The 24,806-nt window shown below is 69.1% G+C and carries 25 protein-coding genes and 1 pseudogene; 20 read left to right on the plus strand and 6 right to left on the minus strand.

The annotated features are described in order from the left end of the window. Window positions 1–5 precede the first annotated feature (5 nt). The 5 genes from ACIRB1_RS32240 to ACIRB1_RS32260 all read left to right on the plus strand — a co-directional run bounded on the left by ACIRB1_RS32240 (window position 6) and on the right by ACIRB1_RS32260 (window position 3,513). Window positions 6–1,322, plus strand: coding sequence for a hypothetical protein (locus ACIRB1_RS32240; RefSeq protein ID WP_403467859.1), 1,317 nt, complete (start codon window positions 6–8; stop codon window positions 1,320–1,322). 66 nt (window positions 1,323–1,388) lie between these two features. Beyond that, window positions 1,389–2,345 (plus strand): glycoside hydrolase family 25 protein, encoded by a 957-nt coding sequence (locus tag ACIRB1_RS32245; RefSeq protein WP_403467860.1) that lies wholly within the window; start codon window positions 1,389–1,391, stop codon window positions 2,343–2,345. A gap of 3 nt (window positions 2,346–2,348) precedes the next feature. Beyond that, window positions 2,349–2,543, plus strand: coding sequence for a hypothetical protein (locus tag ACIRB1_RS32250; protein WP_403467861.1), 195 nt, complete (start codon window positions 2,349–2,351; stop codon window positions 2,541–2,543). 29 nt (window positions 2,544–2,572) lie between these two features. Continuing rightward, a complete protein-coding gene (locus tag ACIRB1_RS32255; RefSeq protein WP_403467862.1) occupies window positions 2,573–2,839 on the plus strand; it encodes a hypothetical protein in 267 nt (88 codons plus the stop codon). Then, the gene (locus ACIRB1_RS32260) at window positions 2,836–3,513 is read left to right on the plus strand and encodes a collagen-like protein (protein ID WP_403467863.1); all 678 of its coding nucleotides are present in this window, start codon (window positions 2,836–2,838) and stop codon (window positions 3,511–3,513) included. The genes ACIRB1_RS32255 and ACIRB1_RS32260 overlap by 4 nt, the downstream gene beginning before the upstream one ends. A 64-nt stretch (window positions 3,514–3,577) precedes the next feature. On the opposite strand, the gene cyaB is transcribed toward ACIRB1_RS32260, so the two are convergent. Together cyaB and ACIRB1_RS32270 are read right to left on the minus strand one after the other, a co-directional pair. Continuing rightward, complete coding sequence (gene cyaB, locus ACIRB1_RS32265; protein WP_403467864.1) at window positions 3,578–4,132, minus strand: class IV adenylate cyclase; 555 nt, start codon at window positions 4,130–4,132, stop codon at window positions 3,578–3,580. A gap of 17 nt (window positions 4,133–4,149) precedes the next feature. Next, entirely contained in the window at window positions 4,150–5,001 is an 852-nt protein-coding gene (locus ACIRB1_RS32270) for a helix-turn-helix domain-containing protein (RefSeq protein WP_403467865.1), read from the minus strand. A gap of 226 nt (window positions 5,002–5,227) precedes the next feature. On the opposite strand from ACIRB1_RS32270, the gene ACIRB1_RS32275 reads away from it, so the two are divergent. From ACIRB1_RS32275 to ACIRB1_RS32285, 3 genes are read left to right on the plus strand one after another with little or no spacing between them, the layout of a single operon-like run. Beyond that, window positions 5,228–5,581: a DUF6415 family natural product biosynthesis protein gene (locus ACIRB1_RS32275; protein WP_403467866.1), complete on the plus strand. Its 354-nt coding sequence runs from the start codon at window positions 5,228–5,230 to the stop codon at window positions 5,579–5,581. Next, window positions 5,578–6,363 carry a hypothetical protein gene (locus ACIRB1_RS32280; protein WP_403467867.1) on the plus strand — a complete coding sequence of 262 codons (786 nt, stop codon included), beginning with the start codon at window positions 5,578–5,580 and terminating at the stop codon, window positions 6,361–6,363. Before ACIRB1_RS32275 ends, ACIRB1_RS32280 begins: the two co-directional genes overlap by 4 nt. A 47-nt stretch (window positions 6,364–6,410) precedes the next feature. After that, entirely contained in the window at window positions 6,411–7,040 is a 630-nt protein-coding gene (locus ACIRB1_RS32285; RefSeq protein ID WP_403467868.1) for a hypothetical protein, read from the plus strand. A 59-nt stretch (window positions 7,041–7,099) separates the two neighbouring features. Here the strand turns inward: ACIRB1_RS32285 and ACIRB1_RS32290 are convergent, their stop codons facing one another. Beyond that, the gene (locus ACIRB1_RS32290; RefSeq protein WP_403467869.1) at window positions 7,100–7,471 is read right to left on the minus strand and encodes a helix-turn-helix domain-containing protein; all 372 of its coding nucleotides are present in this window, start codon (window positions 7,469–7,471) and stop codon (window positions 7,100–7,102) included. Between the two features lie 292 nt (window positions 7,472–7,763). Next, the gene (locus ACIRB1_RS32295; RefSeq protein ID WP_403467870.1) at window positions 7,764–9,296 is read right to left on the minus strand and encodes a recombinase family protein; all 1,533 of its coding nucleotides are present in this window, start codon (window positions 9,294–9,296) and stop codon (window positions 7,764–7,766) included. Between the two features lie 339 nt (window positions 9,297–9,635). Between ACIRB1_RS32295 and ACIRB1_RS32300 the strand changes: the two genes are divergently transcribed. Together ACIRB1_RS32300 and ACIRB1_RS32305 are read left to right on the plus strand one after the other, a co-directional pair. Next, window positions 9,636–10,724: a tyrosine-type recombinase/integrase gene (locus tag ACIRB1_RS32300; RefSeq protein ID WP_403467871.1), complete on the plus strand. Its 1,089-nt coding sequence runs from the start codon at window positions 9,636–9,638 to the stop codon at window positions 10,722–10,724. Continuing rightward, window positions 10,724–13,192 (plus strand): tyrosine-type recombinase/integrase, encoded by a 2,469-nt coding sequence (locus ACIRB1_RS32305; protein ID WP_403467872.1) that lies wholly within the window; start codon window positions 10,724–10,726, stop codon window positions 13,190–13,192. The genes ACIRB1_RS32300 and ACIRB1_RS32305 overlap by 1 nt, the downstream gene beginning before the upstream one ends. Before the next feature lie 55 nt (window positions 13,193–13,247). On the opposite strand, the gene ACIRB1_RS32310 is transcribed toward ACIRB1_RS32305, so the two are convergent. Then, window positions 13,248–14,168, minus strand: a complete 921-nt coding sequence (locus ACIRB1_RS32310; RefSeq protein ID WP_403467873.1) for a restriction endonuclease — start codon at window positions 14,166–14,168, stop codon at window positions 13,248–13,250. Window positions 14,169–14,215: 47 nt separating this feature from the next. Between ACIRB1_RS32310 and ACIRB1_RS32315 the strand changes: the two are divergent. The 6 genes and pseudogenes from ACIRB1_RS32315 to ACIRB1_RS32340 all read left to right on the plus strand — a co-directional run. Continuing rightward, window positions 14,216–14,524, plus strand: a pseudogene (locus tag ACIRB1_RS32315) (secretion protein); the annotation flags it as partial. Between the two features lie 110 nt (window positions 14,525–14,634). Beyond that, on the plus strand, window positions 14,635–15,495 hold the full coding sequence (locus ACIRB1_RS32320) for a type II secretion system F family protein (RefSeq protein ID WP_403467874.1): 861 nt from the start codon (window positions 14,635–14,637) through the stop codon (window positions 15,493–15,495). Window positions 15,496–15,571: 76 nt separating this feature from the next. Beyond that, window positions 15,572–16,555, plus strand: coding sequence for a type II secretion system F family protein (locus ACIRB1_RS32325; RefSeq protein WP_403467875.1), 984 nt, complete (start codon window positions 15,572–15,574; stop codon window positions 16,553–16,555). Between the two features lie 77 nt (window positions 16,556–16,632). Further along, on the plus strand, window positions 16,633–16,872 hold the full coding sequence (locus ACIRB1_RS32330) for a DUF4244 domain-containing protein (protein WP_352183999.1): 240 nt from the start codon (window positions 16,633–16,635) through the stop codon (window positions 16,870–16,872). Further along, window positions 16,859–17,236, plus strand: a complete 378-nt coding sequence (locus ACIRB1_RS32335; RefSeq protein WP_352184000.1) for a TadE family type IV pilus minor pilin — start codon at window positions 16,859–16,861, stop codon at window positions 17,234–17,236. Before ACIRB1_RS32330 ends, ACIRB1_RS32335 begins: the two co-directional genes overlap by 14 nt. A 104-nt stretch (window positions 17,237–17,340) precedes the next feature. Continuing rightward, on the plus strand, window positions 17,341–17,733 hold the full coding sequence (locus ACIRB1_RS32340; protein WP_403467876.1) for an Rv3654c family TadE-like protein: 393 nt from the start codon (window positions 17,341–17,343) through the stop codon (window positions 17,731–17,733). Between the two features lie 55 nt (window positions 17,734–17,788). On the opposite strand, the gene ACIRB1_RS32345 is transcribed toward ACIRB1_RS32340, so the two are convergent. Beyond that, window positions 17,789–20,299, minus strand: coding sequence for a DEAD/DEAH box helicase (locus ACIRB1_RS32345; RefSeq protein ID WP_403467877.1), 2,511 nt, complete (start codon window positions 20,297–20,299; stop codon window positions 17,789–17,791). A gap of 80 nt (window positions 20,300–20,379) precedes the next feature. Between ACIRB1_RS32345 and bldG the strand changes: the two genes are divergently transcribed. From bldG to ACIRB1_RS32365, 4 genes are all read left to right on the plus strand, one after another. Further along, the gene (gene bldG / locus ACIRB1_RS32350; protein WP_003975386.1) at window positions 20,380–20,721 is read left to right on the plus strand and encodes an anti-sigma factor antagonist BldG; all 342 of its coding nucleotides are present in this window, start codon (window positions 20,380–20,382) and stop codon (window positions 20,719–20,721) included. 118 nt (window positions 20,722–20,839) lie between these two features. Next, entirely contained in the window at window positions 20,840–21,277 is a 438-nt protein-coding gene (locus ACIRB1_RS32355) for an ATP-binding protein (protein ID WP_352184002.1), read from the plus strand. Window positions 21,278–21,565: 288 nt separating this feature from the next. Then, window positions 21,566–23,971, plus strand: coding sequence for a sodium-translocating pyrophosphatase (locus tag ACIRB1_RS32360; RefSeq protein ID WP_403467878.1), 2,406 nt, complete (start codon window positions 21,566–21,568; stop codon window positions 23,969–23,971). 195 nt (window positions 23,972–24,166) lie between these two features. Next, window positions 24,167–24,763: a small secreted protein gene (locus tag ACIRB1_RS32365; RefSeq protein ID WP_352184004.1), complete on the plus strand. Its 597-nt coding sequence runs from the start codon at window positions 24,167–24,169 to the stop codon at window positions 24,761–24,763. Window positions 24,764–24,806: the final 43 nt, after the last annotated feature.

A 24,806-nucleotide genomic window follows, 5' to 3' on the forward strand; every position in this document is an offset into this window, starting at 1 on the left:
GACACATGGCAACCACGCAGGTCGCGCAGGTCATCGCCGTAGCGCGGTCGCAGATCGGCTACCGCGAGGGCTACGCCGAGGGCGGCTGGAACAACATCGAGAAGTACGCCCTGGAGGTCCCGGGCCTGGGCGGCTACCAGGGCCAGGCCTGGTGCATGATCTTCACGTCGTGGGTCGCGATGCGCGCCGGCGTCGCGAGCATCTTCCCGCGTACCTCCGACTGTTCGGCAGGGGTCACCTACTTCTCCAACGCCGGCCGCTGGTCCGCGTATCCGGCGATCGGCGGCCAGGCGTTCTACGGCACATCCGGCCAGGACCACAGCGAGATCGTGGTCGCCTACGACGCCACCTACATCTGGGCGGTGGGGGGCAACACCTCCGACACCGGCTCGGCCGAGGGCGACGGCGTCTATGTGCGCCGCAGGCGCCGTACCGACGCTGTGATCTACGGGTACGGCTTGCCGAACTACGCGGAGGGCATCACCACCGCGGACCCTGCCCTCAAGGGGGTGTCCGGCTACAACTACGCGGCCGCCGATGCGGGCCCCGGCCCGGGCACTCTGCTGCGGGCCGCGCTGCTGGCACCGAACGTGGTGACCGATGCCCTGACTGTCGCCGGCCGTCTCAACGCAGGCCGGGTGAACATCCAGCAGAACGACCTGACCACCATCGGCCTGGACGTCATCGGTTTCTCCTCGTCGGCTGTGTCGATCGCCCGGTTCCGCGACGCCGACGGCAACTCGGTGTTCGAGATCGACGGCGCGGGGCGGATCATCTCGGCAGTCAACGCCAACGCGTGGCGGCCGGCGGATCAGGGGCTTGTCGCCTGGACGATGGACCCCGCCTCGTGCACCCCCGCCGGATCGTCGCTGAGCGCGGGCTACATCTACTTCATGGAGGTGATCCTCCGGAACGCCGCCACGATCACCAGTCTGTGCGCGGTCATCGGCACCGCCGGGTCCGGCCTCACCTCCGGCCAGTGCCTCGCCGGGCTGTACACCGCGGCGGGCGCACGGGTCGGGGTCACGGCAGATATGTCGACGACCTGGAATTCCGCTGGCGACAAGACCATGAACCTGACGTCCCCGTACGCGGCGGCCGCCGGCAAGTACTACATCGCGTTCCTGCACAACGGGACGACCAGCCCCGTGTTCGCCGCAGGCTCGTCGCTCGGGGCGACCTTCACCCCCGGCAACGCCCACCTGGCCAGCGGTAGTTACCGCTTCTGCCGCTCCGCCTCCGGACAGACCTCGCTGCCGACCAACTACACGATGACGAGCGCGACCGCGGACGCCAACAACATCTGGGCCGCCGCCGCCTGAGCCCCGCCGTACGTCACCCGCAGCCTCGCGCCGATGGCCGGGGCTTCTCTCATGTCTGGAGGTCCCATGGCTACCAGCCGTGGCATGGACGTGTCCGCCTACCAGGGCACGCAGGACTGGGCCGCACTCCGTAAGAGCGGCCTGGTCTTCGCCTTCGCCAAAGCGTCCGAAGGCCAGCACTCCCGCGACCCGAAGTTCGACACCCACATTGCGGGGATCATCAAGGCGGGCCTGGTGCCTGGCGCGTATCACTTCGCGTGGCCCAACCAGGACGTCAAGGCCGAGGCCGCGAACTACATCTCGGCGGTACGCCCGTACGCCAAAGCGGGGTACACGCACTGGCTCGACCTTGAGCGCTACTCCGACGGCCGCAACTACAGCGGGCGCTCCGCCACCCAGATCAAGGCGTGGGCGGCCGCGTGGATCGCCGCCGTCGAGAAGGCGTTCCCCGGGCAGCGCGTCGGCGTCTACACCAGCGCATCCGACCTAACGGCCGGACACGTGCCCGAGGGAGCCCCGCTCTGGTTCCCGCGCTACCCGTGGGGTGCCGCGGACTGGTCGCGCGCCGAGGACCAGGCGCAGCCCGTCATCGCCGGCAGACGCCCGCTGATCTGGCAGTTCACCAGCCAGCCGGTTGACCGATCCATCGCCTACCTGTCGGAGGCCGCGCTGCGCGCCTGGGCCGGAGGCGACACCACGAAGGAGGAAGACGACATGGACCTGCAGTCCACCGTCCTGCTGGGGGACTGGATTCCCCAGACGTGGCCCAAGGACAAGGGCCTCGCCGATAAGAAGATCACCGTCAATACGGCGATCGGCTCCGGCTACGCGCACGCCCGCCGTGCCGCCGACAACACGACCGCGATCCTCGCCCAGCTCGGCGCGCAACAGGCCACCATCGCCAAGCTCGTCGACGCCATCGGATCGGGCGGCGGCCTGACTGCCGCGGAGATCCAGGCCGCGGCCGAGGCCGGAGCCAAGGCCGCACTCGCCACCCTCGGCGACAAGCTGCAGGAGGACTGAAGCATGAGGATCACCAAGTACGCGAAGGCCATCACCGCCGCGGCGGTCGCCGCCGGCGGAACGGTCGCGACCGCGGCCGCCGACGGTGTGATCACCGGTGGCGAGGCCTGGCTCATCGTCGGTGCGTTCCTCGGTGGCCTCGGCCTCACCTGGGCCGTGCCCAACCGGACGACGTCGACCGCCTCTCCGGAGGCCTGACCCCTGCCCCAGCGGGTCTTGGAGGTGGCATGGACGCCGCCCTCGTCACAGCTATCGGCGTGATCGGCAGCGCCGCCGTGACGGGAGCGGCAGCCATGTACGGGTCCAGAGTCGCGGGGCGTGCCCAGCAGGAGGGCAGCGCGGTGAACGGCTTCAACAGCCTCACGGACCAGCTACAGGAGGAGCGCACCGAGCTGCGCACCGAGGTGGCCACGCTCAGGGCCGAACTCGCGGCAGAACGAGCAGAGTCGGCGCGTCTGCGGCTCCTCGTGCAGCAGCTCGGGGGGACACCGTGACACGCACCGAACGGGTACTGGCCCGCCGCTGGAAACCGATCGCTCTCCTGGCGTTCCTCCTCGCCCTCGCCGGAGCCGTCCTCCTGGTGTACGTCCGCGTCCAGGCCGAAGCGCACCGGGCCGACGAACTCGCAGCCGAGGCCAACCTCCGCGGCACTGCCGTCAGCACACTCGCCGGCGACGTGCGGGCCCTGCGCCAGCAAGTCACGGCCGCTGGGGCAACGCCTGTCGCGCCGGACCCCACCAAGGCCGTCAAGGACCTGCCGGACCGGGCAGCGGTCCCGGTACCGATACCAGGGCCGCCAGGTCCCAAGGGCGCCACGGGCGCCAAGGGCGATCCAGGGAAGGCCGCGCCGACGCTCACCCCGTCGCCCGGAGCATCCGGCGCGGCGGGCGCCACGGGACCGCAGGGACCGCCGGGCCCGCAGGGCGAGCCCGGCGCAGACTCCACGGTCCCCGGCCCGAGCGGGCCGCCAGGCAAGGACGGTAGCGACGGCGCCGACGGCAAGGACGGCCAGACCTGCCCGGACGGGTACAGCCTGCAGGCCCCGAGCTACGACCCCGACGCGCTGGTTTGCCGTAAGAACGGCGCCCCCGACCCGAGCCCGAGCCCGAGCAGTGGTGGCGACCTGCTCTCGATGGGGCTCGATCCCAACCGCCGCCAGTACCCATGACACGAAGATGCCCCCCGCACGGCCCTGAGCGGCCGTGCAGGGGGCCTTTTGCCGTGTCCCGGTGTCAGCCGCGTTGCGCTGCTACGGCGTCCGTATAGGTATCGCGGGTCAGGTCCTCGGGCCCGATGCCCAGGTCGGCGAGCACGGCACGGATGTCGTCTAGGGCCGCGGTCACCTCGTCCTCGTCGACGATGGTCTCAACCTCCAGGAACGTGCCGTCGATCTCCGGCACGCGCACGAGGGTAGCCAGCAGCTGGCGGCCGCGCGCCTGGAAGTCGTAGTTCCGGCACCGCTTCTCGAACGCGATCTGCACGACGTGCCCGAGGCCCCGCAGGATCGCATGGATCGCGTCCGCGTCCTCGACTGCCGTTTCCATCTCAGGCTTGGAGCCGGAGTCCTCGTCGACGGTCGCGCCCTTGAAGGTGAGCACGGTGCGGGTGCTGTCCACGCCGTGCACGGTGCGGACCCGTAGTTCCTCGTCAGCCTTGTCGAGGGATCCGTCTGGCCGGTCGTAGTAGGTGTCCTGGTACACCTCGACCCGGGCCGTCGCCCGGCTGTCCAGCTGCCGCATCACAGCCTCGGGTGCATGGACCCGGGCTTTCAGCTCGGCCTCGATCACGGACGTCTCCCCTTCCGTCAGACAGAGCGCTTCGCCCCGTCGATGATCGCCTCGAACATTCGCCGGAACCCACGGTAGAGGGGGCCGTGCGGGGTGGACATGATCTTGTACGTTGCGGACTCGTGCCCTTCCCAGCCCGCGTCGAACGCACCGACGAACATGGTGCTGTCTGTGCGGATAACCCGCCAGGTCGGCAGCATGCCGTAGCGCCAGACGCCGATGTCACAGGTATCGGCCAGTTCCCGCAACCGTGCTTCGGCAAGCAGGACCCCGGACGCGAGGGACTCGGTGGACTCGCCAATCTCGGCAGCACGCCGGGTCAGAGCCTCGCTGTCGGGGTCGAGTAGGGCGACCCTGACGCGGAGTCCCCTGCCTCCCTGTTCGCGTGGCAGGCAGGCGCGCAAGAGGCTGTCGTTCAGCCCGATCAGGCCGAGGCCACGCACGGCTAGGACGTCCAGCTCTCCCGCCGTACGGGCCTGCTGCTGGATCTCGGCGGCCGCCGAACTCTGCGCCGCGTACACACGGACGACCTCAGGGAAGGCAGCCAGGTCGAAGGCGGCTCCACCGCTGCGCTTCTCGCGACTTGCTGCGAGGCCCAAGAGGTGGCGAGCGTCGTCAGGCATGTGGAGGCCGTCGGCAATCCGCTCGTACACGTCCAGTTGGGTGACCTCGCGGCGCCCGTTGATGATCTCGTTGACGCGAGCCTGCGTCATGCCTGTAGCGGTGGCGATCCGGGACTGGCTGGCGCCGGTGTACTGCTGAGCGTGCCGGAAGACAGCGCCCATATCCCGGGCGCGCAGGGCCTGCCGGACCTCGGCGCGTTCCCATGCCCAGTCGGGCAGAGCGATCGGCTGGAGTGCGTTCGGCATGGCAACCCCCGGGTGTCCACGACGAGATGAGAATCCATCTCACGATGAGATTACCGCTGGGGGATCGCAACGGCACCCACATTCGCACCAGCCTGACCAGGTACGAAAACCCGGCGACCGCGCGAACGGCCCCGGGGATGGCCGACTGCGAGGAGTCGACGTGCCGCACGCTACAGCCTTGCCCCCCTGCACAGCAGAGACGGACCTCCCGCCGGATATCCGATCGATGCGTACGAGTGTCGCGGTCTTACTCGCCGCAGACATCCCCCGGGCCGACCCTGCCGACCCTGAGTCCCGCTCTGCGCCCGAACTGCGCTTCAGCGGTCCCGAACTGGTGGCGCTCGCGGACACCTACCGAGGCCACGTGCGAGTACTCATTCAGGCTGTGGAGGCCAGAGCGAAGCGGCTGCCGGAGCGCCATGCGGACCGTGTGACGGCGATGATGTGCACCGGTCGAGCCCGCATGCTGCTGCGCGGAGGCACGGCTGACAACAACGCTGTACAGGGAGCCGTCGCCGACCGGCTAGCCCGCTCGGTGCAGACACTGTGCGGGCACTACGACCGGCTGGTGTCCCGATGACCACACCCGCCACGTCCACGCCCGTGTACGACCCGGCAAACCCGGCCCGTACCGGCGCCGCTGTCGTAACCCAGCAGCTCGACACGCTCGGCCTAGGCGAGTACTGGACGCAGACCGGTGAACAGGGCGGCCGGCCATTTTTCGACCGACGTATCCCGCGCGGTCACGGCTGGTGCAGGGCCACCGGCCTGGCACCAGCGCTCTGGCCAGCAGGCGCTGATCTGTGCGTCCAGGCCGAGTGGTACCCGGACCAGGACATCGCCGCCGAGGACCAGGCCGAGCACTGGCGCACCCGGCTGGCCGTGGTGACCGCAGGGCTGGAGGGACTCGGCTACGCGGTTCGTGTGCCCGGTCCACGTAGGACTCCGGGCGTCCATACGTGTCAGCCACTGATCGTGTCCCGCCACCCGGACGGCATCGCTCCGGCGCCCGTCCCGGCTGATGGGTGGGACCACTTGGACGTGCACCCGTCCTACAAGTGGCCCTCACGGTCACCGGGCCAGCACCTGGAAACCATCCTGGAAGACTCGCGTCTGACCGGATATGTGACGCGCTCCCTGGGCACGCACCTGTGGCCGCCCTACGCCACCGCCGCCACGACGGTGCTGTGGCCATGCGCCGAGGACACCCCGGTCGACGAGTGGGACAGCGCCATGGCCCGCCTGCGCCGTCTGCTACGCGTCACCGGCTACGAGGTCCTGGGCCACGGGCGGCCCTGGAATCCCAGCGTCGACCGCACGCCCTACCTGGTCGCCTACCGCCGTGACGGCGGTGTGCGGTGACGGCGGTGACCGGTACGGGCATTCGCCCTGTCGAGTGGTGGGACGCGATGCCCGTACCGGCTATCACCGCCCGAGCAGGCGAAGAACCCCCGCCCCAGCCGCTGATGCGGCAGCGCACCCGCCTGGGCTTCACGGACGAGGTGCCGGGTGACCGGCAGTACGGCGTCCCGTGGATGCGCATGCCCATCCTGGGCCGCGGGGAGCCTGCCTACGAGATGATCCATGGCCTGCGGCAGCGGGCCGCCATGACGCGAATGCTGTGCCAGATCTGCTACGGGCCCACTCCCGCCACCATCGGTCGGCCTGGCCTGTTCCTGCTCGGCGCTGCTGGCGGGAAGCCCATCTGCGACGGCGAGGAGACCGCGTCGCCACCCGTGCACGCGGCCTGCGCGCGCAGCTCGGTGGAGTACTGCCGGCCGCTCAGCCGCGGCTGGTCCGCCGGGTGGGTCGAGCGCACTCCGGTGTGGGGTGTCGCGGGCATGCTGTACGACTCCCGCACGATGACGGTCGTTCCGCCGCCCGAGGGCCGCAGCCTGCATCGGGTGCCCTTCTCGGACGACCGGATCGCCTGGGTGCTGGCGTCCCGCCTCATGGTCACGCTGGAGGGCGTCACCCCCGTGACCGACTTGGAGGACCTGGAAGACGCCGAGCTGGGCGCGTCGGCGACGTCCTTATAGCTCCGGTCCCGGTGCGCCGACGTACCGGGACCGGACCCTCTTGCCGGAGCTGCGGCGGCTCAGTTCACCAGGTCGGCAAGAGGCACACCCAGAGCGTGAGGCAGCCGTAGGAGTGGGACCAACGTTGGGTTGGCAGTCCCTGTCTCAATGGCTTGGAGCGTACGACGGTCACGGCCTGCGGCGAGAAACACCCTCTCCTGAGTGAGGTTCCGCCTTAGGCGTTCAGCCCGGATCCGCTGCCCGATCTCCTGCTGTCGGGCGCGGATCCAGTCGTCGTCTTCGGGCAGGTCGCGAGGCACTCGGCAACGGTCTTTTCTGATCTTGATCATGCGGCCGGACTTAGGTGTCCAGTGCTGCCGCTCCGTCATGTCGTCGGACTCAACTGTCAGGCTGCACAGGGCTTTTCGAGCCATTTCGATAGACGCGTGCATATTGCAATGGCACAATCGGTGACCATTCAACAGCTACCGGTAAGCGCTTGTTGGGGGACGGTACTTATGGATCAGCTTCAGCGCCTCGGGGATCGCCTGGACGTCATCGAGGCCGCCCTCTCTGCGGCCCTCGAAGAGCCAGAGCCCGAGCACCGAGGCCGGATGCTCGACGCGCTCAGCGCAGCGACGGAAGTCGCTAGATCTCAGCACCAGGAGGCCGAGACGATCGAGGAAAATCGTTCCTCTCTCCGCCTGGTGCGTGGCTCAATGTCGCAACCCCGCCGCACCGATGTCACGCCTCCAGCGAACGCCGTTCGAGGCGGATGCTCGACGTGTCCAGTCCCGGGCCACGCCGCGAGGTCGGCAGGATGACGATCCGGAACAGATCCCGTACGACCGTGGCTCGAACGTCGATCGGCTGAGCCTCCCACTCCTCGCGGCCTATGCCGGCCAGACTCGTCAGTCGCCTCAGCTTCGCCGGCACCGCCAGTCGCGAACGCAGCTCGTTGATCTTCCGGTCGAACGAGGCCACCGAGAGAAGCGCCAGTTTCGGATCCATGTCCGGGTGATCGGCAAGGTTCTCCAGCTCGGCGCGAACCTCGGTACGCCGCCGCTCCAGCGCTGTGATCTCCGTCAACAGGGCCGTGCCGCCGACTGCCTCCGTTGCCTTGTGCAGCTCGCTGGTGAAGACCTCGCTCGACAGTAGCTTCACTACTCGGCCGCTCACATAGCCGTCCATCAGGGCCATGTTCCGGCCCACTCCCCGGCAGGACGGGCAGTAGTAGATCCTGCTGTCCTTCCGGTTGCGGCCGCCTGTCGGTTTGGATCGGACGGTTATGTGAGGCCCGGGACAGTCCACGCCCTTGCACGCGGCGCTCTGCGGCCCTCTGTGGCACTGGTAGCACTCCGCGCCCCCCGTCAGCATGTGCGCACGCTCGCGGCCCTGGTAGGGGTATTCCAGGGCCCTCACCGCGTACAGCGCCTTGACGGCCTCCCATACCTCGATGGACACCGCCCCGTCCCACGCGGCCTTGTACAGCTGGCCCTCGTGCTCGATCAGGCCCGCCACGCGCGGCGACAGGATCACATGCCGCCAGGACTTCGGTGTCCACTCGTTGCCCTCGGTCGTGCGGGATCCGGACCGGTTCAGCCACCGGACGACGGCCGCGTGGCCCGCTCCGGCCAGCTGGCGTTCGATGCCTCGCTTGATGAACGAGATCTCCGTAGGGACAGGCAGCGTGGTGTCGATGACCGGCACCAGGCGCTCATCACCGGTCTCGCGATCGATCACCACCCGCGTACCGGTCTGTACGCCCCACCCGTACGGCCGCTTCCCGCCCCTTGTCGCCGACAGGCCCCGCGCGATGCGTGCCTTGATCCCGCGCTTCACGCGCCGCGACGTGTTCCCCGACTCGCGGCAGGCCTGCGCGGCCTCAATCCGCAGGATGAACCGATCCTCCTCGCTGTCGAGATCCCGCGTACCAGACGGGGACGAGATCCGCAGGCGCCTGCTCTCGGCAAGAAAGATCAGCTTCTCCAGATCGAACGGCTGACGGATCATCCGGTCGCCGTGATACACCACGATTCCGTCGATCTCGCCTGCTTCAACCGCCGCCAACAGGCGATCCCAGGCCGGCCGTTTCCGGTTGCGCTGCCACGCGGACCGACTGTTGTCGATGAACACATGCGACTCGGACACTGCCCAGCCGATCCGCGCGGCCAACTCCCTGCAGTCCGCCTCTTGACGCTCGACCTTCTCCACCGACCCGTCCGGCGCGTACGAGAGTCGGCAGTACACAGCAGCCTTCTTCGGCTTCTCCGTCATGGCGAGAGTGTAGGTGCGTACTAGACATTGATCCACCTCCTCGCCGCGCTCAACACCGGCCACGAGGGCGGCTGCGGTGTGTTGACCGAACTAACTTAGGTGTTTTCGCAGGTCAGCTAGGGTTTCTGCTAGCTTCCCGCCATGCCTGCCGAACAACGTCCCGGAAGGGACTTGAAGAACTTTGTGCTGCCCGAGATCGGTCAGTTACTGGAGACCGAAGACCCATGGGAGCCTGTGCAACTCCTCGACGCGTTCGGGAGACCGATCGAGCCAGCCGCGGTGTACTTCAAGGACCTAATGGCCGCGGACAGTTCGGTGCTAACGCCACGCTCTTATGGCATGGACCTGCTCCGCTGGTGGCGCTACCTGTGGGCCTTCGGGATCGAGTGGGACCGTGCCACACGCGAGGACGCCCGGGACTTCATGCTCTGGATGAAGCTGGGGGACAAGCCGGTACGGGTCCACTGGCGCCACCGCGGCAAAGACCCTGGTGAGATCTCCCGGCTCTCCCGCCCTCGCAGGCCGGCGCCGGGAACACCGAACCCGGTGACCGGAAAGCCCACCGTCGGCAGGAAGTACGCGCCGAAAACCCGGGCGCACTGCGAGACGGTGTTGCGGTCGTTCTACGACTTCCACCTGGACCGCAACAGCGGATCGTTGCTGGTCAACCCTTTCCCTCTCGTCCGTGGCCGACGTTCGGCACGCGCCAACGCGCACCACAATCCTGAGGACGAGCACGAGGAGCAGCGCACCGGCCTCTACCGGCCCAAGATCCCGAAGCAGGTCCCGCGACGCATCCCCGAGGACAAGTTCACCGAGGTCTTCGCTAGACTCCGTTCGCACCGGGACCGTGCTCTGCTCGCCTTCTGGGTCGCTACCGGAGCCCGCGCCGAGGAACTCCTCACCGCTACTCAGGGCGGCGCGATCGTCGGCCAGCAGACCATCGGCGTGACCCGCAAAGGCACACGCGAGTACCAGGAACTGCCCGCGACTCCCGACGCGTTCGTCTGGCTTCGTCTCTACCAGGAAGAAGCCTGGAAGAAGGGCGTCCCCCGGGGCCGTCGGCAGCCGCTGTGGTGGACGCTGCGCCGCCCCTGGCGGCCTCTTGAGTACGACGCGGCCCGCATGATGTTCAACCGTGCCAACGACCTCCTGGGCGCCAACTGGACCCTTCACGATCTGCGGCACACCGCCTCGTTCATGATGCTCGACGACCCCGACATGCCGCCCGTCTACGTCCAGCACATCCTCGGCCACAAGCACCTGACGACCTTGGATATCTACAACCGCCCCGGCCGGGACGACGTCATCGCGGCCGGCCTCGCCCACCACGCCCGGGTGGAACAGCGGCGCAAGACCCAGCCGGTCCGTCGGGACCCCCAGTACAACCCCGAGTCGCTGAACGTTCTGTTCGGGGGCGGGGCCTGATGACGACCGACCTGCTGTTCTCCTCGCCGGTCGCCGCGGGCCCGACGAGTGCGAGACCGCTTCGCGGACGGGACGCCGCGAACGTCATCCGGTCCTTCCCGCCCCGGCCGCGGATTACCGACTGGCCGGCCACCAGCGCCTCCCTCAGGGAGGTTATGGCGCGCATTGAGCATCCCCCGCTGAGCGCTGCCCGGGAACTCACCCAGTACGCGCGCAGGACCGGCTGCCAGCACATGCTGGACTGGCTTGAGACCTTCCCAGGAGACACCTGGCAGGAGCGGTGGAACGCGAGCCCGGCCACCACCTATGCCGACTGGGCTTCGGCTCCGCAGGAATGGCTCAACGCCACCGGGCAAGTCAGCGCCAAGAAGACCAGCCTGGGTTACCTCGCTGCCGGAGTGCTCACGCTGACCTGCGCAGACGTCATCCGGCCCAGCCCTCACTGGCTCGCGGGCAACTCCTCTCGATACTTGCCGGCCGAGATCATCCGCACGCGTGACCCCGAAGGGTTCGAGGAGCTGAGGGCGTCCATGCCCGAGAGCGAGTGGACCTCGAAGGTGGGCGATCGAGCCGTCCACACGCTGGCACGGGTCGTCGCCGCCTACGGCGGGCGCCTCGAGGACATCGCCGTCGGGGACTTGCTGTCCTTCTACCCCGTGACGGGACGTTCGGCCCACAGCGGCATCCGCCTGGCATACGTCTGGCTCAGGGACCGGGGCCACTTCCCCGCTCACGCTCCCGGGACCTTCCACCACTTGGGCGCCCGAACGGGGCAGGTCAGCCCTGAGGACCTCGTTGACCGATACGACCTGCAGTGCAAGCCGGTTCGCGACCTGATCGTCGACTACCTCAAGGAACGACAGCCGAGTCTCGACTACAACTCCCTGAAGAACATGTCGTCCGCTCTCGCGAGACTGTTCTGGGCGGACCTCGAACGGCACCACCCGGGCATCGACAGCCTCCGGTTGGCGCCCGAGGTCGCAGAGGGCTGGAAAGCCCGCATCGCGGTAAAGACCGTTCACCGGCGCCAGCTCGACGGATCGCTCGCCAAGGAGCTGGCACCCCGCATGAGCGCGGCGTCCACGAAGATGCTGGTGCGGGCGTTCTACCTGGACATCGCCTCGTGGGCGCTGGAGGAGCCGGAACGCTGGGGGCCGTGGGCGGCTCCCAACCCGATCAGCGAGGCCGACTGCACGGTCAAGAAGGTCGAGCGCGAGCAGAAGGCCAGAACCGACCAGCGCACGAGAGAGCGGCTGCCGGTCCTGCCAGCTCTGATCCGCGCGGCGAACCGGCGCCTGAAGGAGGCCAGGGTCCGCCTCGAAGCAGTCGAGAGTGCCCCGCTCGGCTCCCAAGTCACCGTCCTGGGCGAGACGTTCACGCTGCCCAAGACAACGACGAGAGTCGACGGCAAGCCGGGGAAGGTCTTCAACGCTGACGGCAAGGTGCGCAGCCTCCGCACCGAGGAGAAGCACGCGTTCTTCGCCTGGGCCACCATCGAGATCCTTAGGCACACCGGCATCCGCATCGAGGAACTCCTCGAGCTCGGGCACCACAGCATTATCAGCTACAAGTTGCCCACGACAGGCGACGTCGTTCCGCTGCTGCAGATCGCCCCGTCCAAAACGGACCAGGAGCGACTCCTGCTGATCAACCCAGAACTGGCAGACGTCCTCAGCGCGGTGATCCAACGTGTCCGAGGGGCTGACGGCACGGTGCCGTCCGTTGGGACCTACGACTCCAACGAGCGGATCTGGAACCCTCCCATGCCGGTTCTCTACCAGTGGCAGGTATCCGGCGAGAACCGGCACATCTCGATCAGCAGCATCCGACGGGCGCTGAACGACACGCTCGCCGCGTCAGGCCTCGTCGACAGCAGCGGGCGGCCGCTGCAGTTCCAGCCCCACGACTTCCGCCGCATCTTCATCACCGACGCCATCATGAACGGCCTCCCGCCTCACATCGCGCAAGTCATCGCAGGTCACCGCAACATCAACACCACGATGGGATACGCAGCCATCTACCCGGCGGAGGCAATCGAGGCGCATCGAGCCTTTATTGCCCGACGTCGCAGCATGAGGCCACCCGAAGAGTATCGGTCCGTGACTCCAGAAGAATGGGAAGAATTCCTTGGCCACTTCGAGCATAGGAAGCTCGCCCTTGGCCAGTGCGGCCGCGCTTACGGGACGGATTGCGCACACGAGCACGCATGTGTTCGATGCCCCGTCCTTATCGTCGGGTCGGAAGACCGCGGTCGGCTGGTGGAGATCCGGCAGAACCTCAAGGACAGAATCGCCGAAGCGCAATCCGAAGGATGGCTCGGTGAAGTGGAAGGACTTTCAGTAAGTCTCGCTGCCGCCGAGGAGAAGATCGGCCAACTGGACGCCCGATTGTCTCGACAAAAATCGTCTGTGTTCCTTGGCGTCCCGACCCTCGGCCAACTGACCGTCCGAACCTCCGACGACGGCTGACCAGCAGGGCAAGGGATTGGCGGCCCGTCAACGGTTGAGGGGCTCAGAGATTGCACTACGCCGTGAGGATTCTGATCAGGCGTTCGAATCGCCCGTCCCTTTCCCTTAGGTCATCGAAATTGAGATTGCTTGCGCGTGATAGAAGCTCATTCGGAGGAAGTTTCTTTGCGTCAACCTCTGAGGGCAGCCCCAGCCAGTCAGTACTCCATGGTCCAACAAGTACCGCCTCTGTCCGTCCCTGAATATACGTTAGGTCGTCAGGGAGGTTCGCTGGGTCGCCGGCGAAGTCAGCAAAGATGATCACGTGGCGCGCTTGCTCTTCTATTGCAGCCATTGCCACGTTAGCTAGCCCGATAACGCCCAGTGATGGAATGAACTCCAAATTTCGCACGGGAAGACCGTCCCGGGAAAGGCGTTCGGCGATACCGCGAACCATCATTGCATCACGGCGACTTTTGATTACGACAGTCAACGGCTTAGAGGTGGCGGGGAGAGTCGTGGTGGCATATGGGACGAATACCTCTCCTCTTTCTGCCGCCATCCGCAGCTTGTATCGAAGGACACTAGAAAACCCGACTTCCGCTGCCGCGGAGACATCCTCCCGATCGAACAAAAGTACGTTCAAATCCTTGCCGACGCGAAGGGCATCGACGGCATCGGCGGCATAACCGGACATCGATATGAAGACGCCAATGGTTCCAATGAGTTTTCCATCCACCTTCCCCTTGAACTGATAGATGGCGGATGCTGGAACCCTTTCTTTCCACCATTTCGCCTCAAGTAGATAGAACCGCCCCTCATAGAAGAAGGACCCATCGATCTCCTCGCCAGCGGGGCGGAAAGAGGAGGCCCGAGGCTGCATGTCCTCTCGACTGAGGAGTCCGTTTAGCCACCTCTCGAACTCGCGGCCGCGAGTCTGCGGTGTCATCCCCTGGGGGAGGTCGGCGAGGCCATCCAGTGCCTGACGTGACGTCACAACGTCAGATGCTACGAGGCCTCCGGCCGGGTCTGCAGCGGTAGTTCGGAGAAGGCACCGTCCACGCGAACGCGGCGGCCGATGTACCGGCCCGCCTGGAGGCCCTGGGTACGGCCGCGGGCCTCGACCGGGCCGCACTGCACAGCCAGTTGGCGGCAGCGCTGTCGGTGGTCCTGCATCTCGTACGGGACCGGGCCGGGCAGCGACGGATCGCCGAGGTGCACGTCCTGGAGCGGGATGCGTCGGGGCTGGTGCGGACGGTGCCGGCGTTGCGGTGGGGGGCGGAGGCGTTCGCGTACGAGCGGGGGTGGGAGCGGTTGCGGGAGTCGCTTCGGGGTGGCGATGGGGGCGGTTAGGCGTGATCGGCGGGCTGGGTGCGGTGCGGGAGTTGGCCGGTGGGAGTGGGGCGGTGTGGTGATGGGCGTGGGTGCGGGACGGGGCGCGGTGACGGCGAGTGGGAGTGGTGATGGGTGAGGTGTCGGACGGGATGGTCGTGGTGTGTGTCGGGGTTCTGGTGTGGCTGACGGTCGGGCGGCAACCCGGGGCGCGGCGGGCCGAGTTGCTGTTCGCGGGCGGTGGGGGCGTGGGTGTCGGGCCGCCTTCCTGGGAGCGGGCCTTCGGCGAACTGCGGCGGATTCGGGGGCGGTTGCGGGTCGAGTGGTGGGCGCTCGGGGTCGGGCTGGTGGTCGCGGTGTTGGGGGCCTCGGTGGTTCCGGTCGTCGCGGGCGCGGTCGGGGTGCCGTTGCTGCGGCGGGTGCGGGTCGCCGGGGAGGCGCGTCGGGCAGGGGAGTCGCGCGGGGACGCGGTGATCGCGCTGTGCTCGACGCTTGCGGGTGAGGTGCGGGCCGGGCGGCAGCCGGGGGAGGCGTTGCTGCGGGCGGCGCAGGACTCCGGCGGGCTCGGTGAGGCGCAGGCCGGGGTGCTGGCGGCGGCGCGGTTCGGCGGGGATGTGCCGGGTGCGCTCACCTCGGCGGCGCGACAGCCGGGAGCGGAGGGGCTGTTGGGGTTGGCCGCGTGCTGGCGGGTCGCAGTGGATCAGGGGGCTGGGCTCGCGGCGGGACTCGACCGGCTCGAAGGGGCGCTGCGCGCCGACCGGGATCAACGGGCCGATCTGCGCGCCCAGTTGGCGGGAGCGAGGGCGACCGCCGTGATGCTCGCCGGATTGCCGGTGCTCGGGCTGTTGCTGGGCGCGGCGATGGGGGCGGACCCGTTGCGGGTGCTGCTGCACAGCGGGGCGGGGTTGGGGTGCCTGGTGGTCGGGGGGCTGCTGGAGGGGTTGGGGTTGTGGTGGGCGATGCGGATCGTGCGGGGGGTGGAGGTGGCGTGAGCGGTGGTGGGCGTCCTGGACGTCTTGGGCGTCCTGGGGGCGCTGGTCGGAGTCGGAGTCGGAGGCGGGAGGTCGTATGAGCGCGGAAGTTGTCCACAGGCTGGGGGTGGTCCTGGGGGCGGTGCTGGTCGTGGGGTGGTCGGTGTGGTGGCTGGACGGGGCACGGCGTGAGCGGAGGGCGCGGCGGAGGCTGGCTGGGTTGCTGCTTCGGGAAGCGTGGGAAGCGCGGGAATCCCGGCAGGTTCGGGGATTTCGCGAAGGCCGTGGAGCGCGGGAAGTCCGACAAGTCCGGGGATTTCGCGAAGTCCGGGGAGCGCTCGGAGTCCGGGGAGCGCTCAGAGGCCGTGGGGCACTGGGAGGCCGTGGGGCACTGGGAATTGGAGGAGTTCGGGAAGCTGACGAAGTTCCGGATGGGGTGCCTGGCAGGCCGCGGTTCGAGGTGCGGGACGTCGCTCGGCGGTGGTTGCCCGTGGTCGGCGTGGTGGGGGCCGGGTGGGTGGTGGTCGGCGGGGTTGCCGGGGTCGTGGTCGGTGGGGTCGTCGCCGGCGGGCTGTGGCAGTGGCGGCGACGGCAGGTGGCCGGTGACACCGGTGCCGAGCGCGATGCCGCCACCGCCGCCCGCCAACTCCCCCTCGCCGCCGATCTGCTGGCCGCCTGCATCGCCGCCGGGGCCTCGCCGGTGGTCGCCTCCCAGGCGGTGGGGGAGGCGCTCTCGGGGCCCGTGGGAGAACGGCTGGCGCGTGCCGCGGCTGAGGTGCGGCTCGGTGGCGAACCGGCCGATGCCTGGCGGAGGTTGGCCGCGCTTCCGGGCGCGGGACCGCTGGCCCGGCTGCTCGAACGGGCCGACGAGTCGGGGCTCCCCGCCGCCGGACCGGTCGCGCGGCTCGCGGCGGAGGCCCGCGCCGACTGGACGCGTGCCGCGACGGCACGGGCACGGAGGGCGGCCGTGCTGATCACCGCGCCGGTGGGGCTGTGTTTTCTGCCCGCGTTCATCGCGGTCGGCGTACTGCCCGTGGTGATCGGGCTCGCGGGCGGTGCGGCGGGAGGGGGCGGCGGCTGACGGGCGGAGCGCGGCGGTGACGGACGTACGACGACTTGGCGAGCAAGTGAAGTGACAGGAACCTCACGGGGGTTGAGATGTACAAGGCAGTGCAGGCGATGCAGGCAGTGGCGGTACGGGGTGTGCGAGCGGTGTGGGTGCGGGCACGGGCGGGTGCGGCGGCGCGTGGGGACGCGGGGATGGCCACCGCCGAGTACGCGATGGGGCTGGTCGCGGCGGTGGCGTTCGCGGTGGTGCTCTACAAGGTGGTGACCAGCGGGGCGGTCAGCGCGGAGTTGCAGAGCATCGTGAAGCGGGCTCTCGATGCGCAGGTGTGACCGCCGGGGCGGGGACCGGGGGTTCGTGACGGCGGAGGCGGCCGTGGTGCTGCCGGTGCTGGTGATGTTCGCGATGGCGCTGGTGTGGGGGCTGTTGGTGGTGGCCGCGCAGATCCAGTGCGTGGACGCGGCCCGGTCGGGCGCCCGGGCCGCGGCGCGGCAGGACCCGGCCGACGCGGTCGTCCAGGTGGTCCGGGACACGGCACCGCGTGGCGCGAAGGTCACCGTCGGCCGGGAGGGCGACCAGGTCCATGTGGTCGTCGTCGCGAAACCGCCGATGTTGAGCGGGCTGCCCTTCGACGTGCGGGAGGAGGCCGTGGCGTTGGCGGAGGAGACGGTGGGCGAGGGGAGGGCGGGGCCGTGAGGCGGCGGATCGGGGCGGTGCGGTACGTGCTTCGGGCGCTGGGGCCACCTAGGAGATCCCGGGACTCGGATCGCGGGGCCGCCACCGTGTGGAGCCTTGGCGCGATGGCCGTGATGTGTGTCGTGTTCGGGGTCGTGCTGGGCCTGGGGCAGGCCGTCGTGGCCCGGCACCGTGCGGCCGGCGGCGCGGATCTCGCGGCGTTGGCGGCGGCCGACCACTGGGCCGAGGGCGGTGCGGGGGCCTGCGCCCGGGCGGAGCGGGTGGCGCGGGCGCAGGGGGTCCGCCTGGTGCGGTGCGTGATCGTGGGCGAGACGTCGGACGTGACGGCGTCGGCGGGCGGGGGACCGTTCGCGACGGAGGTGAGGTCACGGGCGGGACCCGCGGGGCCGGTAGCGCCCTCGGTGCACTCACCGCACCCTGCGGTACCGGTGCCCTCACCGCTCCCTGTGGCACCGCCCGCACCGCCGGCACCCGCACTCGCCCCACCGGCGCCCTGAGCCGCCGCCTACCGGTGCCGTGCGGAGCCGCAGCCCGCCGGTGCCGCTCCGCCCGTCAAACTCCGCCCACCCTCTCCCCAGGCGCCCCTGACACGTCCCCCGGCACCTCCCCAGCCCCCTCCGGCGCCGCCCGCAGCAACTCCGTGAGCAACCGCACAGCCCCACGCTTGTGCAACGGCTCGTTCCCGTTGCCGCACTTGGGGGACTGGATGCACGACGGGCAGCCGGCGTCGCACTCGCAGGAGGCGATGGCCTCGCGGGTGGCGGCGAGCCAGGCGGAGGCCGTGTGGAAGGCGCGTTCCGCGAAGCCCGCGCCGCCCGGGTGGCCGTCGTAGACGAAGACCGTGGGGAGCAGGGTGTCGGGGTGCAGGGGGACGGAGACGCCGCCGATGTCCCAGCGGTCGCAGGTGGCGAAGAGGGGGAGCATGCCGATCGAGGCGTGTTCGGCGGCGTGGAGGGCGCCGCCGAGGATCTCGGGGTTGATGCGGGCGGCGTCGAGCTGGTCCTCCGTGACCGTCCACCAGACGGCGCGGGTGCGGAGGGTGCGCGGGGGGAGGTCGAGTTTGGACTCGCCCAGGACCTCGCCGGTGATGACACGTCGGCGGAGGAAGGAGACGACCTGGTTGGTGACTTCGACGGAGCCGTAGCACAACCGGCCCTGGCCCCACGGGACTTCGACGTCCGTCTCCAGGACCGAGATCGCCGTGGTGTCGCGGGCGACCGTCGAGTAGGGCGGGTTGGCCTCCTCGACCAGGGCCACCGAGTCCTCCAGGTCCAGGGTGCGCACCAGGTAGGTTCGGCCCTGGTGGAGGTGGACCGCGCCCTCGTGGACGGACGCGTGGGAGGCGGCCTCGTCGACCGTGCCCAGGAGGCGGCCGGTGCCGTTCTCGACGACCTGGACCGGGCGTCCGCCCCCGCCGCGGATGTCGGTGAGGTCGGCGGCCCGTTCGCGGCGCGTCCAGTGCCACGCCTTCGCCCTGCGGCGGAGCAGCTTCGCGGCCTCCAGTTGCGGCAGCAGGTCCTCCGTCGCCGGGCCGAAGAGGTCCAAGTCCTCGTCGGTGAGCGGGAGTTCGGCCGCCGCCGCGCACAGGTGGGGGGCCAGGACGTACGGGTTGTCCGGGTCCAGGACCGTGGACTCGACCGGCTGGTCGAAGAGGGCCTCCGGGTGGTGGACGAGGAAGGTGTCCAGGGGGTCGTCGCGGGCGATCAGGATCGCGAGCGCGCCCCGGCCGGAGCGTCCGGCGCGGCCCGCCTGCTGCCACAGGGAGGCGCGGGTGCCGGGGTAGCCGGCGATCAGGACGGCGTCCAACCCGGAGACGTCGATGCCGAGTTCGAGGGCGGTGGTGGCGGCGAGGCCGAGCAACTCGCCGGAGTGGAGGGCGCGTTCGAGGGCACGGCGTTCCTCGGGGAGGTAGCCGCCGCGGTAGGCGGCGACCCGCCGGGACAGCGAGCGGTCGACCTCGGCGAGGCGTTCCTGGGCGATCAGCGCGATCAGTTCGGCGCCCCTCCGCGACCGTACGAAGGCCACCGAGCGGACGCCCTGGACGGCGAGGTCGGTGAGCAGGTCGGCGGTCTCGGCGGTGGCCGTGCGGCGGACCGGGGCGCCCTTCTCGCCGTGGAGTTCGGTCAGCGGGGGCTCCCAGAGGGCGAACACCAGTTCACCGCGTGGTGAGGCGTCGTCGGCGACCTCGACGACCGGGAGGCCGGTGAGGCGGCGGGCGGCGACCGAGGGCTTGGCGGCGGTGGCGGAGGCGAGGAGGAAGACGGGGGAGGAGCCGTAGCGGGCGCAGAGGCGGCGCAGGCGGCGCAGGACCTGGGCGACGTGGGAGCCGAAGACGCCGCGGTAGGTGTGGCACTCGTCGATTACGACGTACTTCAGGGACTTCAGGAAGGAGGACCAGCGCGGGTGCGAGGGCAATATGCCGCGGTGGAGCATGTCGGGGTTGGTCAGGACGTAGTTGGCGTACTGCCGGACCCACTCGCGCTCCTCGAACGGAGTGTCGCCGTCGTACACGGCCGGGCGAACGGCATTGCCCAGCGGTTGTGAAAGTTCCTTCACGGAACGGAGCTGGTCGGCGGCCAGGGCTTTCGTGGGCGCCAGGTAGAGCGCGGTGGCGCCGCGGCCGTTCGGCGCCTCGGAGCCGTCCAGGAGCGTCGAGAGGACCGGTACCAGATAAGCCAGCGACTTGCCCGAGGCGGTGCCTGTGGCAACGATCACTGACTCGCCGTCCAGGGCGTGCTCGGCGGCCTGTGCCTGGTGGGCCCAGGGGTGTTCGACACCGGCTTCCTGGACGGTGGCGATCACCTCCGCGCGAATCCGGTCAGGCCAGACGGCATGGCGGCCCGCACGTGGGGGCAAGTGCTCCGTATGAGTGATGCGCGAAGCCCGGCTCGGTCCCGACGCCAGCCGGTCCAGAACCGTGCTCGGCGAGAGGCTGGACACGGGGTCCGCCGAGGGTCGATCGGTTCGCTGATTCTTGGCCATCGGCACCGAGTGTGTCACTGGCGTGACGGACAATGGAGCCAAGGCGTCGTGCACGCCCTGCGGTAAGTGATTGAATGCCATCGCGGCTGGCGAACCGTCCTGGGGGCTCTGCCGAGGTGTCCCATGGGATGACCGCTCGATAGCAAGGTGCTGGAGGATCCGTGGACCTGTCCCTGTCGACCCGTACCGTCGGCGATCGTACGGTCGTCGAGGTCGGTGGCGAAATCGACGTATATACCGCGCCCAAGTTGCGCGAACAGCTGGTCGAGCTGGTGAACGACGGGAGTTTCCACCTCGTCGTGGACATGGAGGGAGTCGACTTCCTCGACTCCACCGGGCTCGGTGTGCTGGTCGGCGGCCTGAAGCGGGTGCGTGCCCACGAGGGCTCGCTGCGCCTGGTCTGCAACCAGGAGCGCATTCTGAAGATCTTCCGTATCACCGGCCTCACCAAGGTGTTCCCGATTCACACCTCGGTCGAGGAAGCGGTGGCGGCCACCGACTGACCGACCGTTCAGGGAGCGGCGTGTGACCGCTCCCCGATCGGCCGTATAGACGACCGGTGGACCGGGCTTTCGGCGGCCCGGCCCTCCGACAGCACGCCCGTAGTCCCGAGGGGGATGCATGGCCACCGTTGAACTCCGCTTCAGCGCGCTGCCCGAGCACGTCAGGACCGCCCGTCTGGTGGCGGCAGCGGTGGCGCGCAGGTCCGGAGTGGACGAGGCCGTACTCGACGAGGTCAGACTCGCCGTCGGCGAGGCCTGCACCCGTGCCGTCGGGCTGCACCAGAGCAGCGGGATCACCGCCCCGGTGAAGGTGCTGCTGATCGAGGAGGAGAAGCAGTTCTCCATCGAGGTCGGCGACGAGGCACCGCGCTCGGCCCCCGGCGACAAGGCGCCCGGGGCGCTGGGCTCCGATCCGGACGTGGAGACCGAGGAGGACGAGATGGGCCTAGCTGTCATCAGCGGGCTCGTCGACGACGTCGAGGTCACCGCCGGAGAGCATGGCGGCTCGATCCGTATGACCTGGCCGACGACACCGCCGACCACGACGCTTTCCTGAGACCCGCCGCACGTTCACAGCCGAAGGGCCCTGCTGAGCAGGGCCCTTCGGCATTTCCGGAAGAGGGTGGCCGGGGTTTCTTCCCGGGCGTATCCCCGGCGCGCCTGAATTCGTGAATGAATTCACGATCAATCCAGGTGGGCGCCCCGATAATTTGATCAAGCGCCAATGCTTTAAAGGCATTACTATGCGAAGGCCAATTCCGTTTGCCGCGCTCTGTTTTGATCAGGTTCCGGTACCTACAATCCGTCCACATCTTGAGCTCAGCACAGGCGTCAAGGAGGACGAATGGCGGGGCTTTCTACCCCTCAGCAGTTTGACCACCCCACAACCTTCGCAGCCGCAGTTCTGACCGACGACAACCGCATCCTCGTGATGGTGATCGGCCTCGTGGCGCTGGCCGCGCTCGTGGTCGCGGGCATCCTGGTCCGCGAGGTGCTCGCGGCCGGTGAGGGCACCGACAGCATGAAGAAGATCGCGGCAGCGGTCCAGGAGGGCGCCAACGCCTATCTGGGACGGCAGTTGCGCACGGTCGGCGTATTCGCCGTGATCGTTTTCTTCCTGCTTCTGCTGCTCCCCGCGGACGACTGGAATCAACGCGCCGGACGGTCGATCTTCTTCCTGATCGGTGCGGTGTTCTCGGCGGCCACCGGCTATATCGGCATGTGGCTCGCCGTACGCAGTAATGTCCGTGTCGCCGCGGCGGCCCGGGAAGCGACCCCGGCGGAGGGTGAGCCGGAAAAGGATCTCACCGCCGTCTCGCACAAAGCAATGAAGATCGCTTTCCGCACGGGCGGCGTCGTCGGCATGTTCACGGTGGGGCTCGGTCTGCTGGGCGCCTCGTGCGTGGTGCTGGTGTACGCGGCCGACGCGCCCAAGGTGCTGGAGGGATTCGGCCTCGGTGCCGCCCTCATCGCCATGTTCATGCGCGTCGGCGGCGGCATCTTCACCAAGGCCGCCGACGTCGGCGCCGACCTGGTCGGCAAGGTCGAGAAGGGCATCCCGGAGGACGACCCGCGCAACGCCGCGACCATCGCCGACAACGTGGGCGACAACGTCGGCGACTGCGCGGGCATGGCGGCCGACCTCTTCGAGTCGTACGCCGTGACACTGGTCGCCGCGCTGATCCTCGGCAAGGCGGCCTTCGGCGACTCCGGGCTGGCCTTCCCGCTGCTCGTGCCGGCGATCGGTGTGATCACCGCCATGATCGGCATCTTCGCGGTGGCGCCACGCCGGACCGACCGCAGCGGCATGTCCGCGATCAACCGGGGATTCTTCATCTCCGCGGTGATCTCGCTCGTGCTGGTGGCGGTCGCGGTCTTCGTCTACCTGCCGTCGTCGTACGGCGGCCTCGACGGCGTCACCGACGCGGCGATCAAGGCCAAGGACGGCGATCCGCGGATCCTCGCGCTCGTCGCCGTGGCCATCGGCATCGTCCTCGCCGCGCTGATCCAGCAGCTGACCGGCTACTTCACGGAGACCAACCGCCGTCCCGTCATGGACATCGGCAAGACCTCGCTCACCGGCCCGGCCACCGTCATCCTCGCCGGGATCTCGCTCGGCCTCGAATCGGCCGTCTACACCGCCCTGTTGATCGGACTCGCGGTCTACGGGGCGTTCCTGCTCGGCGGTGCCTCGATCATGCTGGCGCTGTTCGCGGTGGCGCTGGCCGGTACGGGGCTGCTCACCACGGTCGGTGTGATCGTCGCCATGGACACTTTCGGGCCGGTCTCCGACAACGCGCAGGGCATCGCCGAGATGTCCGGTGACGTCGAGGGCGCGGGCGCGCAGGTGCTCACCAACCTGGACGCGGTGGGCAACACCACCAAGGCCATCACGAAGGGCATCGCCATCGCGACCGCCGTCCTGGCGGCGTCGGCGCTCTTCGGGTCGTACCGGGACGCGATCGTCACCGCCGCCAACGACGTCGGCGAGAAGGTCTCGGGCCCGGGCGCGCCGCTCAACCTGATGATGGACATCTCCCAGCCCAACAACCTGGTCGGGCTCATCGTCGGCGCCGCGGTCGTCTTCCTCTTCTCGGGGCTCGCGATCAACGCCGTCTCGCGGTCCGCGGGGTCCGTGGTCTACGAGGTGCGGCGGCAGTTCCGCGAGCACCCCGGGATCATGGACTACACCGAGACACCGGAGTACGGCCGCGTCGTCGACATCTGCACCAAGGACGCGCTGCGTGAGCTGGCCACCCCCGGCCTGCTCGCCGTGCTCACGCCGATCGCGGTCGGGTTCACGCTCGGCGTCGGCGCGCTCGGCTCGTTCCTCGCGGGCGCGATCGGCACCGGCACGCTGATGGCGGTCTTCCTCGCGAACTCGGGCGGTGCCTGGGACAACGCGAAGAAACTCGTCGAGGACGGCAACCACGGCGGCAAGGGCAGCGAGGCCCATGCCGCCACGGTGATCGGCGACACGGTCGGCGACCCGTTCAAGGACACCGCGGGCCCGGCCATCAACCCACTGCTGAAGGTGATGAACCTCGTCGCGCTGCTCATCGCGCCCGCGGTCATCAAGTTCAGCTACGGCGGCGACAAGAACATCGGGGTGCGCATCACGATCTCGGTGCTCGCGTTCCTCGTGATCGCCGTCTCCGTGTACATCTCCAAGCGGCGCGGGATCGCCGTGGGGGACGGGGACGACAACGACCGGTCGGCCAAGTCGGCGGACCCGGCCGTCGTGTCGTAGGAGGTCCAGCGGGACTCGGCTCAACGGGCGGGCGGGCGGCGCGAGTTGTGGGCGTCGCCCGCCCGCTTGGGCTGTGTTCAGGACCTCGCCGTGAGCCTTCTCTCGCTTGGTGCAAATGGCCCCAAAAGGTCTCCTATCGGACCTTGGGCCCGGAGGGGTGGCCCGTCCGCCGTGTATGTTCCGGGGCCGAGAGCCATGGAAGGGACCGATCCGGTGAACAAGAAGCTTGCGCTCGCACTGTCCGGCGGTGCGGTACTGGTACTGGGGCTGTCGGGATGCGGCGGCAGCGGCGACAACAGCGACGCCAAGCTGGACGCCTGGGCCAAGCAGGTCTGCGTCGCGGTACAGCCGCAGGCGAAGAAGATCGAGGCCGCCAACACGGCGATCCAGAAGGAGACCTCGGACAACAGCACCCCGGAAGAGGTCCAGAAGACCGACTCGCAGGCCTTCCAGGACATGTCCGACGCGTACAAGGCGATCGGGGCCGCCGTGAACACCGCCGGCGCGCCGGACGTCGACAACGGCGCGAAGAAGCAGCAGGACGCGGTCAAGGAGCTCAACGACATCTCCACGTCGTACGCCACCCTGAAGACGCAGGTGGACGCGCTGAACACCAAGGACCAGGCGAAGTTCGCGGACGGCCTCAAGGGCATCGCGACCTCCCTGGACAAGCTCAGCACGAGCGGGAACGACGCGCTGAAGACCCTCGAAGAGGGCGACGTCGGCAAGGCGATGACCAAGCAGGAGGCGTGCAAGACGGCGACGCCGGCGGCTTCCTCGTCGGCGGCCTGACCCGTCCGGAAATGGCGTCCCTATAGGACGTCGCCTCGGGGCC

The organism is Streptomyces sp. NPDC096013 (genome assembly GCF_044763565.1).
GTDB lineage: Bacteria > Actinomycetota > Actinomycetes > Streptomycetales > Streptomycetaceae > Streptomyces.